The following is a 12894-nucleotide window of genomic DNA, read 5'->3' as shown; positions in this document are numbered from 1 at the left end:
TGCCGGAAAGATAAGATGATCTGGTGAATGACCTAGAGTACATACAACACGGGTGCAGCGTGCGCGAGCATCGCCTCGACGTGCCGCTCGACTACGCACACAATCGCGGCAGTATCGAGCTCTTCGCCAGAGAAGTTATACCTCCTGGCGGCGAGCATTTCCCGCCCCTCCTTTTTCTCCAGGGAGGTCCCGGTGGTGAAGGGCCCCGACCCGCTAATTTTCGCGACATCTGGATGGGTGCCGCTCTTAAAACTCATCGTTTGATCCTCATGGATCAGCGTGGAACCGGCCAGTCATCACCCCTGTTTTCCTGCAACGTTGCGGGTTCTGACGGGGAAAAAGCTGAGTATCTGAGTCTGTTTTTACAAGAAAACATTATCCGGGATGCCGAGGCTTTACGAGAGGCATTGAACATCAAGAGGTGGACGACGCTAGGGCAGTCCTATGGCGGCTTCCTCACGTTGGCATATCTGAGTCTCTTTCCAGATTCTATAGAGCAATCTTTCATCACGGGTGGATTACCTGGCCTAGTGCCCCTCGACCAGATCTACACTCTCAGCTACTCACTCACTGCTGCCAGAAATGAAGAATATTTCAAGCGCTATCCACGCGATGAAACCACAATTCGTCATATTGCGGCCCACCTGAGCGACACAGTCGAGTACCTTCCCACAGGTGAGCGGCTCAGCAGTCAGCGTTTTCGTTCTCTGGGTCAAAACTTGGGAATGAGCGGTGGGTTTGACACTCTCCACTATCTTTTTGAAGGTCCTTTCATTTCTGTTCGAGGTGAAAAGCGGCTATCTCCTGCATTTTTAGCTGCCGTCGGCGCGCAGTTGAGCCAAGCTGGACGTCCTCTCTATTACGTTCTGCAAGAAGCAATCTACGGCCCAACAACACCTGAAGGAACCCGGTGGTCCGCAGAACGCCTGGCAAAGAGTCTGCCGGGCTTTAGCCCCGACACAGACCCCCTTGACCAGTCGACCCCTTGGTATCTCACTGGCGAACATGTATCCCGCGCACTCTTAGAGGAAGATCCCGCACTGTCGACACTGCTTGGCGCAGTCGATGTATTAGCTCAGCGCACTGATTGGCCGCAAGTGTATGATCTCTCGATGCTCAGTTCCAACACGGTCCCTGTTGCCGCCGCCGTGTACTACGACGACATGTTCGTCCCTCGTAAACTTTCAATGGATACTGCAACTCTCATGGGTGCTACAAGAACCTGGGTGACCAGTGAATACCAACACGACGGATTGCGTATGAGTGGTCCGCGAGTATTTGAGCATCTGGAGAATCTCATCAACGACTAGCCTGGCATCCGCCACTTGTCGCAGCTATCCTCTAGGCTTGGATGAAGCTGGAACGGATGCCTCACTATGAGGCTGATTGAGGAGCAGAAGTGGAAAACCGCGTCTTTGAAGCCATCAACTGGAACAAGCTGGAGGATGACAAAGATCTGGAAGTGTGGGACCGCCTGACCGGAAACTTCTGGTTGCCTGAGAAGGTTCCACTGTCGAATGACATTCCTTCGTGGGCAACACTAACTCCCGAAGAACAATTAATGACTAACCGCGTTTTTACCGGTTTGACATTACTCGACACTTTGCAAGGAACTGTAGGGGCCGTCAGCCTGATTCCAGATGCTCTCACTCAACATGAAGAGGCCGTATACACCAACATTGCATTCATGGAATCAGTCCACGCCAAATCCTATAGCTCAATTTTCTCAACACTGCTTTCAACCGAAGAAATCAATGAGTCCTTCCGGTGGGGCCGCGAGAATCCCCATCTTCAAAAGAAGGCACAGATTATCGACTCCTACTACGAGGGAGACGACCCGCAAAAGCGCAAAGTTGCCAGCGTCATGCTTGAGTCTTTCCTCTTCTACTCTGGCTTCTATGCCCCTATGTACTGGTCAGCACACGCCAAGCTCACCAATACGGCTGACCTGATCCGCCTCATTATCCGTGATGAGGCTGTTCACGGCTACTACATTGGCTACAAGTATCAGGTCAATAACCGCGGTGCATCCCAAGAACGCTTAGACGAGCTAAAAGACTATACCTTCTCTCTTCTCTACGAACTTTACGACAATGAGGAAGACTTCACCGAAGACCTGTATGACCCCCTGGGGCTGACAGAAGATGTCAAGAAGTTTCTCCGTTACAACGCCAACAAGGCACTCATGAATCTAGGGTATGAGGCACTTTTCCCCGCGGATGAAACAAATGTAAACCCAGCAATTTTGGCGGCACTATCACCCAATGCTGATGAGAATCACGACTTTTTCTCAGGGTCAGGGTCGTCCTACGTCATTGGCGAAATCGTTGATACTGAGGATGAGGACTGGGATTTTTAGTTTTGAAAAAAGTAACCTAGCTTCAAGCGGTAAACAGTAAGGCCCGGAACTAATTAAGTCATAAGTTCCGGGCCTTTACGTATCCCTCGACTAATAAACGAGAAGCAACACCGTTACATATTCTTTTTTACGCAAAGCACATCACGATTTGTCAGTCCTCGACAGACAACGCGATAAAACACAGCGTCCATTTATCGCCGATATGTCCTTATGGCTCCGGCAGGAATGACTGGCTTCTGTGACAGTAGCCCCTCATCCGCTAGTGATTCACCAGCCATACTTGTTGGGCGCCAGTCTCCTTCAGCCTGGGCATCTACTGCCGCCTCGTCCAAAAGATAGTTGACAAAACGTGCCTCCACTTGACCGTCCACGCGACGCAGAGAGGTAAGCGGTATACGCCCGTGATTGCGTAACTCAACGTGGGCCTGTGGCAGAATCGATTTCTCGCCAACCGATCCACGTCCCCGAACCACACACGGATCAAATCGGAAGAGGTCTGCTTGGACCGGGGCCTCGGCCCCCTGCCACCCATGCGGGGAAGGAAGCAAAGCAAGCTCTGTTCTCACGCGCTGCCCCAAATACTGTGCACCAGGTACAGGAATTTCGGATCCCGCTGGTTCGTCGCGGAGTGGATGGACATTGACGCTCATCATTCCCACTGATCGAACTAGCGTCAGGGCCAACGAATCTTCCACCACTTCATACTCTGTGAGTTTCTTGAGTAATACTGTCGATTTGCCGGCAGCAACAAACTGCGTTGCGGGATACGTGGGGAGAGGGAATTCACCCCAGCCACCCTCTCCTTCAAGGCCTCGTGTCGTGGTTCCATACTGGCCCGCCGCAAAAGATTCCGACGCAGTTTCAGCTGTTGGGACAATTACTCGTAGCCGGTGATCACATACATTGTTGACAAATTCGATAGTTACCCGAAGGAAGCTTTCCCCAGCCCGAAGTTCATAAATCGTCTCGACTTCTAGCTCGATTTTGTCCTGCGTTCGACGGTCACGGTCGGCCTCTCGAACGGCTGCAGGAAGTAGGTAACTACGCATCACCTGAACTCGGGAACGAAGGGGGCCCTGTTCAAGAACAGCCGCACGCACTGCCTTAGGGGTGGTGATCACGGTGTCCGATGCAAGCGGTCCGAAGTTGTAAGAATCACCGCGATCCCCCTCGTCAATAAGGGCGAATGCCCCGTGCACGTGATAATCCTCAGCCGTGACGTCAACGGTTCCGTCTGGGTTCACCACTACGTTGACAATCCCGTTATCCAGCGATGTTGCACTAGCGGACGTGACATGGTGCGGTTCCTGCGCTGATGAGGCAAGCCCAGAACCGAGCCCTGGCAACGGTACCTGAACCAACGCACGATGCCGTGGATCTGCGATGGTTTTAACCGCCCATAGCCGGTTCTCACTTGCAGCTCGCTGTTCTAGTTCAGCCCGGAAGGCAGCTAAATCAAATGTTCCGACAGGCACCTCAGCAACATTGAAGATAAGTTCGCCATCTCCCCATTGATAGCTGTTGATCTGCTGGCCAAAGAGTTCACGTCCGTGAATACGGCGCAAGATTTTGATTAAGTCTGCGCTGCTCATCATCTCATCACCAAGCACCGTTGGTAGACTCTCGACAATCTGCGCGTGGGGAGGTGTACTAGCAACGCCTCCTACAGTAATCTCCACCTGAGCTTGGCGCGCATACGCCGATGTGTTAACGAGGAGGTAGTCGTCAGCACTGACCGATTGTGCCGCACTTGCAAGTGCAGTCTCAGTAACGCCTCTGGCAATATGTGCCGCTGTATGAAGACGAGTCTCTACCTGTTCGGCAGTAGAGTCCACCCCGCAGCCAGTGACAGAATCATGAGCAGTTGATTCAACGATCCGGTACCAGGCAGTTTCAAGAAAACTTCCATGATCAGCTGCCGGGTACAAAGCATCAAGCCGCTCGGCTACCGTCACAGCTCTTTCTGCTTCGGCCATAGCTGCCTTCATATTGGTACGGATGGAAAAGACACCCGGAAGGAGATTTCCCCTAGCGTGGGACCTCATCTCCCCCTTCACCACCGGTAACTTGAAGTTGTCCTTGGTAGAGCGAATGTAGTCTTCCAATGTAACGATACGGAATTCCGGACCATCTTCTTCCACCTCGGCGATTCTTTCGACGAGGTCAGGGTAGGGTGCTGTGTGATCGGACCCTACCATTGCGAGGACATCATCACCTTCATACCAGGATGCTGTCGCGTCTATATACGCAGAACCTAATTCTCCTAGCTGTTCACGCAGGGCAAATAGAGCTAACCCGTTTCCGTATCCATCAAAAAGATACTGGCAACGTACCGATGAACCATCTAAGGCCTCCCACGTAAATGCGTGGTTTTCAACCCTTGCTGGAACACCACGCCACAGCGTTGCATCTTTAATTCCGAATCCACGAAGAATTTGTGGTGTCTGCGCGGCATGACCGAACATATCGGGTAAATACCCCACCCGCATTTCTTTCCCCAAGTCCCGCGAGGAAGATATTCCCAATTCGAGATTCCGGATTATTGTTTCACCATCACAGCAGAACTCATCCAGAAGAATAAGAAAAGGCCCAATAGCCAACTGACCAGCCTCGATTGCACGCTCGACTCGTTGCCGCGACTCTGGTCGCATCTCCAAATAATCATCAATCGCTGCGGCTTGTCCGTCGAGAGTGAAACGGTACTCCGGGTAACGCTCTAGAGTGTCAAGCAACCCGTCGAGCATGTGCACGAGGCGCAGACGGAATACGTCATGCGGCTCATACCACTCACGGTCCCAGTGAGTATGAGGTACCAGGGCGATCTGTGGTTTGGTGGTCATAAAGATTGTCACTTCCGGATATATTTAGGCGGTAATCGCCAGCATGGTTCGGTCTGGCGCGGTCAAAAAATACGGGCCGTTTTCAGCTGGGGCATTGACGGTGGTTTGTTGTTCCTCAACCACTTGTCTATTACCCACGAAATCGACCAGAATGTTTCCTTTCCCTTTGTCCACCCATATGGTTTTCTGGTCGAGGCGAAGAATAATTGGGCAGTCGAAAACAATGGGCACATAATGATCGTTTTCGCGGCGCGCAGCCCCACTGATTGCAGTTCGTCCCGCTTTGACTCCATCAAGTATGGATTCGGGGGTATTGTCACGCGCAAGAACCCACGTCACCGGCATCCCTGGTCTCTGGAGTCCTCCATGGTTGTGGAAATCTGACCCGCCAAGCAATGTTGCACGGTTTCCTGCAGCGGCATACCAGGAAAGAATACCGTCGCCAATCAGGTCTCGGTACCACGAGGAGTGCCAGAATTCCACCGCTTCGGGTCTCCTTTCCAAAGGAACCACCCACGAGCAATCGGCGTCGATTGGATGGTTTATGGAAAAAACTCCGCCGCGGTGCTTGGTTTCATCAACCCAGTTTTGCAGTGGTTCACGAAAGTCGATCCATCCAATATCGCCAAAAGCATTCCCATGCCCTTGGTTGGTGGTTACTTCTTGGCCGGGAATAAGGGTGATTCCTTGTTCTTGGCCAATGCTCTTAAGATGAGGATGATGACTCACCGTGTTGTGGTCGGTAACAGCAAGGAAGTCCAGTCCCATCTCGACACCCAACCGTGCCAATTGGGCAATCGTCTGTGATCCATCAGAATGCACGGTGTGATTGTGGAAGTCTCCTGCATACCAGGCGTACCCCTCTGGAGCGGGAAGATTACGCGAGGAACCTCTCGGTATCCCTTCTAGACGCGGAACATGTGGATCGTCAGGTAACTGCACAGCTGACGGAAGAGAGACTTCGATAGCGATATCAACTGATCCTTTGGGAAGATTATGCAACCCTAGGACCACCGCCCACTCACCTTCTTCAAGCACTCCGGGCAGATAGCCCGGAGTCGCTTGATCTGCAGAAATCGTGAACTCTCGACGTGCGCCGCCGGACCATCCTCGCCAACCCGCAGGGCCCTCACACCCCAAATCAACAACGCCGCGTGTGGAATCAAATGAGATCCGCACCCCTAATGATTCGGTACCAGCTGGAACGAAGAAAGGGACTTTGTGATAGCGATCGCGTGCCTGTAAGTGCAGGTCGGCATGAACTACCTTGCTTATCACAGACACAATTAGAATATCCTCTCGGTAGATTGTGGGTCGAAGAGAAGCGATCTGCCTTCCCGAGCTTTCACCCACCCATTGGCCCCAATATTTGGCACGTGGTCTTCATCAACAATCAACTGCAAAGCTGCCTCACCGACGTTGACTGTGACAAGGTAACTTGCCCCAAGACTCTCTGTCATCGCGGTTGTGACGGGGAATGCCCCTGCAACTTCGGCAGAAGACCACTCTAAATACTCAGGCCGAATACCCCAAATGGCTTCTTCGCCCTCACGAAGATGGTCACTATTTGCAGGAACTTTAACATCCACGCCGCTAAGAATCAGGTTCCCATTTCTCACTGAAACCGTCTCAAGGTTCATCGGATATGAACCAATAAAGCCTGCGACAAAAGTGTTGGCTGGCCGCTGGAATACCTCCTGAGGACTGCCAACTTGCTGCAATTTGCCCTTCTTCATTACCGCGATACGATCCGCTAGAGCTAGAGCTTCTGCTTGGTCGTGCGTAACGAATACAGTGGTGATCCCCAGTTCCCTTTGAAGTTCTTTGAGGAATGTGCGTGCCTCAAGACGCAGTCGAGCATCGAGGTTCGAAAGTGGCTCATCTAAAAGAAGGACGCCCGGTTTGATCCCCACTGCACGAGCTAACGCGACACGCTGTTGCTGGCCGCCCGATAGCTGGCCAGGTCGGCGCTCGAGCAGACCATCAAGGGAAAGACTATTGGCCACCTCCTCTGCCCGTGCCCGTCGTTGATCTTTTGCCACTTTCTTCAGGCGCAATGGGTAAGAGATGTTGTCAGCCACATCCATATGAGGAAACAGCGCATAGTCTTGGAAAACCATTGCTACTCCCCGCTGACCAGGCTCTGCATTCGTTACATCTGTCCCACCAATTTCCAACACTCCTTCTGTAATTGCTTCGAGGCCTGCAATCGATCGCAAGAGAGTTGTCTTTCCGCAGCCGGAGGGACCAAGGAGTGCAAAAAACTCACCGTCGTGGATCTCTAAATCCACTTCATCAACGCCGCGAACCCCACCTGGGTATTCTTTGACTAAATCTGTCATTGTTATTGAAGACATTAGGACTTGATCCCTCCATGGAATCGGAAACCAAATCTACGGTTCACTAAGAAGTAGATGAGTATTACCGGAAGTGAGTAAAGAAGTGAAAATGCTGAGATCAAGCGAAGGTCTGCTTGGCCAGATTCAGTGTAGAAGGTGTGCATGACGACTGCCGCTGGTTGTAGTTCTGGACTTCTCAGCAATATAAACGGAACGAGGAAGTTCGCCCACACCTGCACAATTGCCCAAATCGCAACAAATGCAATTCCTGGACGGGCAACAGGGGCTACGACATGCATGAGGATCTGATACGGCTTCGCGCCGTAGAGACGGGCAGATTCTTCATAGGATTTTGGCAAACTATCCATGAAATCTTTGAGGATAAAGATTACCGTCGGTAGCAAACCACCTGTGATAACCAAAATTACCGCTATCTGCGTATTGATGAGCCCCAAGAGGTTGATAAGTTGGAATGTGGGCACCATTGCCGCTGTTCCGGTCACAATAGAGCTAAGGAGCAACAATGAGTAGAGCAGCGCATCGCGCCCTGGAATACGCACACGAGAGAGCGCATATGACGCAGTTGATCCCAGTATGACAACCAAGAGCATGGTGCCGATACCAATAATTAACGAGTTAAGTATCGCTCTCATCGCTTGAGGATTCTCAAACACTCGCTGAAAATTGCTCAGCGTCCAATCAGGCATTCCGATTGACATAGTTGGATTTGCATCAAAAGGTGCTAGGACCAGCCAAAGCATAGGAATCGCAAAAAAGAGCGAAACGAGAACTAGGAAGAATACGAATCCAATTCTGCTGAGATATCGTCTTGCCCCCTGGCGGCCCATTTCTTTACTAGAGATTTGTTCGCTCATGACCCCTTCTTTCCTTTGGCGACGCGCAGGTAGAACAGTGCCACCACTAAGTTGATCAGCAGCATAATGAGTGAAATTGCGGCGCCCAGTCCAAGCTGCCCACCAGGTATTGCCGTCTTGTAGATATAGACAGACAAAATCTCTGTGGAGCTGCCAGGTCCTCCGGCAGTAAGAAGATACGGAGTGAACGTATTGAAAGTCCACAAAGTAATGAGCAACGTGTTGGTGAGAATGTGCCCCTTAATGTTGGGTAGCACCACATCTCGTAATTGTTGCCAACCATTCGCGCCAGCCATTTTGGCGCTCTCCAACTGTGAAGGAGGTACCGCAGACAACGCCGAAGAAAACAGCTGCATGGAAAATGCTGTACCCACCCAAATGTTAAAAATGACAATCCACATCAATGGGTTATCGATGAGCCATGCTTTCCCGTCAGTGTGGAGCAGGGTATTCAGAGTGCCGCCTCGTCGGTCAAGAAGAGCAATCCATAGAAATGCCACCACTGACGAAGGGATTACCCATGCTGCTAATGCCAGTCCTTCGACGATTGCTTTCCATAGCCCTTTGAGATTGCGAATGCTCCACGCTAAAGCAAAGCCAAGTAAAGATTGCCCCACTACACCCGAAAGGAATACGAAAATGACAGTAATTCGTAGCGAATGCCAGAAAGAACTGTCACCCAACGCGTGAGTATAGTTGTCAAAACCGACAAATTGTGGGCTGACGGCTTGTGTTCCGGTAAGGCGATAGTCGGTCATTCCCAGGTAGACGGTCCATATCGCAGGAAAGATGAGAAACATCCCTATGAGGATGAGTGATGGCGCAACGAAGAGACTGGCACGGGCCTTTCCCAGACCCGCAACATCTTCGGCGCGGCGCCCGCGCCGGGGCTGTCTTTTCCCCGGCGCGGTTGTCGATAGTTGTGTCATAGGTCTTCAACCCGTTATTTCACGAAGAACGAACGGAATCAGCGCCGACAACGCCTTCAAGCGTACTGAGGTATGTCGATGCTGCACTTTCAACATCTCCGCCAGTGACAACATCGAGAGTTGCTTGCTGAAGAGCTGTTGAGACCTGTGGATACTCGGCCAACCCAGGACGGTATGCCGTGATTGGGAGGACGTTTTCGGAAACCCAGGTCAACATCGGATCCGAAGATAATAGTTTCTTGTTGACATCATCGCGTGCTGAAATTGTCAAGGTACCGGCAGCCTGCGCTTCAATTGCCTCGGGAGAATTCATGAACGCTAGTAATTCCCAAGCAAGGTCAGGGTTCTTCGAATTGGGATTCAGAACGCGGCCCGCACCCCCAGACATCGAAACGTAGTCTTGTCCGAAGACTCCCTCACCGCTCTTCATTGCCGGGATAAGGGTGTATCCCACTTCGGTATCCCGATCTGCCATAGGAGCAGTACCCACTCCCTCTTCAGGATTGATCACCGAGCGCCAAAAATAGTCGCCCTCCAACAAAATCCCAATCTGTTTGTCAGCAAACATTTGGAACGAGTTGTCCCGACCTGCAGCCTCTTGCTGCAAAATGGGATCCCCCAGTCCTTCGTCAACGTAGATCGTCTTATAGAGATTCAAAACATCACGCAGACCAGAGGTATCCCCCATCCATTGTCCGTCTTCCCAAATCAGCTCACCAGTTCCAGCAAGCATGGGTAGCACTCCCTGCATGGTTGTCGCCTCACCCATTGCAGTGCCAGCATTAAGCTGAATTGGGGTCACACCATCAAGGGCCTTGAGTGCCCGGCCGGCGTCAAGTACGTCATCCCAGCTCTTTGGCTGCCAGTCCTCGGGCAGTCCGGCTTCCTTAAAAAGGTCTTTGTTGTAATAGAGGACGCGCCCGTCTGCACCTTGAGGAACGCCGTAAACCTTACCTTCAAAGGAAAGCGCCTGCTGAACTGCCTCAGGAATCTGCTGCCAACCATCCCAGTTGGCTGAATCTGCAGCAACTTCTTCAAGCGGTTTGATGTATTGAGCCTCAGCAAATTCTCCGGTCCAGATTCCGTCGATTCCAATAATGTCAGCGCCGCCACCAGATTGGAGGTCTAAGGCCAGTTTGGTCTTGTAGTCTTCATCGTCTACGCCTTGAGCTTCGAAGATGACTTTAACTGGAGCACCAGCATCCGCTTTCATCTTTTCAAAGTTGGGGATAACCCATTCCTCTATCCACTCGGCCTGCGCAGCGTTCTTTCCACCAGCAATAGCATTAGTGGTGATTTTCAGTTCAGTGCTTCCGCCAGCTTCACCTGACTGCGAATCGGAAGATCCGCAGGCAGCCAATGCGCCAGCTAGAGCAACTGTGCTCAGCACGGCGACTGTCTGTCGTGTTCTTTTCATAGTGTGTCGTTTCCTTTCGCGGTTATGACGGCTTCAGTGTTTGGTCCTAGTGGTGCACCTAAAGAAGATGCCAGGGCATTGATCATGCATTGACCGACAGCGATGTCGGCAGCAGACTCATCGAGTGAGGAGGCTTCGTTTGGTATACCCTCAATGAGATCGAGGAACTCCTTCCATTCAGTTTCAAAGGCTTCGCATTGCGGCCATGTCTGAGTGGTTCGCTCGACTCCCAAGGCAGGTAATCCTCGAACGACATTGAGACGAGTAGGCCCGTTGAGTACATAGGGAACTGAGAAAACCAATTGAACTGTTCCCTCATCATGATGGATAGTCACGGTTTCTTGATATTCAGGATACTTTGCAATGAAATGCCAGTTCAGTGTCCACGGTGCTGGGTGTTTCTTGAGCTGTCCACGCATAAACAGCGATCCTGGAAACTCATCGCCATAATGGTGGGCTTCCTCTACAGTTCCAATCCCTCCCATGAGATACCTCAGTAGGGCAATATCGTGAATAACTGAGCCAAGAACGACGTTGGGATAGAACCGGTCGATGTCTTTTCCGGGGGCACCCCCGATTGCGGCCTCGATCGCAGTCTTAGTTGGTTTACTTGCTGCAGCCAGAACCGCCTCGTCAACATCTGTCGCAGCTGGCCGCAAGTGAGCAAAATTGAGTTGGGCCGCATCGGCGGGATGTAAAACCTCAACTTCTACAGAACGTATGTGTAGGTTTTCGAGTAACTTCTTTGCTTCCCGTGAAGCGGGATCATATTCTTTCATGTATCCGACCCGTAAGCCGGAACTATCGACTGCATTAGCCAAATCTTTATGTTCCGCAAGCGAGTATCCCAGCGGTTTTTCTGCAAGGACAGTGACTCCCGCCTCTAAGAGTTTTTTCGCATCGACTGCATGAGTTCCCCCCGATGCAATTACCGCACCATCGATCTTTTCTCCAGAGGAAAGCAACTGGTCAACACTGAGAAACTGCTTTATGCCACGTCCGTGCGCATCTGCTATCTCAGCCGTTCTCTGCGCAGATAAGTCGACGACTGCGGCAAGCTGTACTCGATCATGCAGTCGAGCTATAAGAGGAAGGTGAACACTCTGGCTAATTCCTCCCAATCCGATAAGAGCAATCCTGTGTCTATTTGTCACGGTAGCCACTTCCTCAGTGCATCACGGTTGGCAACTTGGTCTTGTATTGCACGCTCAACGTCAGCGGCATCTTTTAGCACTACGTCTTGCTCTACGACTAACCATTCATCGAATCCTGACGCAACAATCAGTTCCATGATTCCGTCGACATCAAGGTCGCCTTCACCTAATGGGGTGAACACTCGCTTTTCCCAGACGTCCCTCACCGGATTGTCTGATCCCATGGCAGTCGCCAAAATCGACCTGTCTGCATCCTTGAGGTGGAAGTGATTGATACGAGGTAACCAACGCGGCAGATCTTTGATGGGATCACCTCCGCCGATTAAGAGATGTCCTGTGTCAAACGTGAAGTCCACATCACCGATTTCTAAGAATCGATCGATTTCGGAGGGAGTTTCAACATACGTACTGGCGTGATGGTGGAATGTTGGTTCTAGGTCGAACCCCCGCACCATTTTTGCCACGCGTGCAAGACGATCAGAAAAACGTTCCCACTTTTCATCAGTAAGTTCAAGTTCTGGACTACCGCCTGGCTTCATTCGACGTCTATCGTCACCTGAGTCCGCCAGTGTGGGTTTTGGAACAGGAAAATTTCCAGCCTCTGCTCCGGCGACAAAAAGCGGCATTATTGCTTCTGCTTGTGCAAACGCGGAATCAAATTCTTCATCGGTCCCTGAGCCGAAAGGCAGATCCACCCACCCACCAGCTAGTCCCAACCCATATTGTCGTAAGCGACCAGCAAGATTGTCCTTTCTACCCAATAGTCCTGGCGCCCCAAGATCAATGCCCTCGTAACCCGCATCTGCCACGTAGCGAAGCAGCTCTTCTCCATTGGGTAATGGCGTATCTTCACGTGCCAGTCCAAATACTCCATAACTGACCGGTGCGTTTGCAATCTTCATTGAATTGTCCGTTCATTTCGACAGTGTCAGACAACTGCGCTGTCCCATCCAGATGAACTCATAATAGGCAAAAGATCGA

General features: G+C 51.5%; 10 protein-coding genes. 2 read left to right on the top strand and 8 right to left on the bottom strand.

The window, feature by feature from the left end; all coding sequences use genetic code 11:
* The first annotated feature begins 23 nt into the window (after nt 1-23).
* A complete protein-coding gene (locus tag FYJ24_RS06530) occupies nt 24-1310 on the top strand; it encodes an alpha/beta fold hydrolase (RefSeq protein ID WP_318656570.1) in 1287 nt (428 codons plus the stop codon).
* Between the two features lie 89 nt (nt 1311-1399).
* On the top strand, nt 1400-2359 hold the full coding sequence (gene nrdF / locus FYJ24_RS06525) for a class 1b ribonucleoside-diphosphate reductase subunit beta (protein ID WP_318656569.1): 960 nt from the start codon (nt 1400-1402) through the stop codon (nt 2357-2359).
* 191 nt (nt 2360-2550) lie between these two features.
* Here the strand turns inward: nrdF and FYJ24_RS06520 are convergent, their stop codons facing one another.
* From FYJ24_RS06520 to FYJ24_RS06485, 8 genes are read right to left on the bottom strand one after another with little or no spacing between them, the layout of a single operon-like run.
* On the bottom strand, nt 2551-5199 hold the full coding sequence (locus FYJ24_RS06520) for a glycoside hydrolase family 38 N-terminal domain-containing protein (protein ID WP_154544761.1): 2649 nt from the start codon (nt 5197-5199) through the stop codon (nt 2551-2553).
* Nucleotides 5200-5223: 24 nt separating this feature from the next.
* On the bottom strand, nt 5224-6477 hold the full coding sequence (locus FYJ24_RS06515; protein ID WP_206192561.1) for a CehA/McbA family metallohydrolase: 1254 nt from the start codon (nt 6475-6477) through the stop codon (nt 5224-5226).
* An 8-nt stretch (nt 6478-6485) separates the two neighbouring features.
* Nucleotides 6486-7556, bottom strand: a complete 1071-nt coding sequence (locus FYJ24_RS06510) for an ABC transporter ATP-binding protein (protein ID WP_154544757.1) — start codon at nt 7554-7556, stop codon at nt 6486-6488.
* On the bottom strand, nt 7556-8413 hold the full coding sequence (locus FYJ24_RS06505; RefSeq protein ID WP_206192560.1) for a carbohydrate ABC transporter permease: 858 nt from the start codon (nt 8411-8413) through the stop codon (nt 7556-7558). The genes FYJ24_RS06510 and FYJ24_RS06505 overlap by 1 nt, the downstream gene beginning before the upstream one ends.
* Nucleotides 8410-9342, bottom strand: a complete 933-nt coding sequence (locus FYJ24_RS06500) for a carbohydrate ABC transporter permease (protein WP_154544755.1) — start codon at nt 9340-9342, stop codon at nt 8410-8412. The genes FYJ24_RS06505 and FYJ24_RS06500 overlap by 4 nt, the downstream gene beginning before the upstream one ends.
* Nucleotides 9343-9361: 19 nt before the next feature.
* Nucleotides 9362-10759: an extracellular solute-binding protein gene (locus FYJ24_RS06495; protein ID WP_154544753.1), complete on the bottom strand. Its 1398-nt coding sequence runs from the start codon at nt 10757-10759 to the stop codon at nt 9362-9364.
* On the bottom strand, nt 10756-11913 hold the full coding sequence (locus tag FYJ24_RS06490) for a Gfo/Idh/MocA family protein (protein ID WP_154544751.1): 1158 nt from the start codon (nt 11911-11913) through the stop codon (nt 10756-10758). The genes FYJ24_RS06495 and FYJ24_RS06490 overlap by 4 nt, the downstream gene beginning before the upstream one ends.
* A complete protein-coding gene (locus tag FYJ24_RS06485; protein ID WP_154544749.1) occupies nt 11910-12815 on the bottom strand; it encodes a sugar phosphate isomerase/epimerase family protein in 906 nt (301 codons plus the stop codon). The genes FYJ24_RS06490 and FYJ24_RS06485 overlap by 4 nt, the downstream gene beginning before the upstream one ends.
* Nucleotides 12816-12894: the final 79 nt, after the last annotated feature.

Source organism: Scrofimicrobium canadense (genome assembly GCF_009696615.1).
Classification (GTDB): Bacteria; Actinomycetota; Actinomycetes; order Actinomycetales; family Actinomycetaceae; genus Scrofimicrobium; species Scrofimicrobium canadense.
Note: the sequence above shows the minus strand (reverse complement) of the source record. Positions and strands in the feature narration are given on the sequence as shown.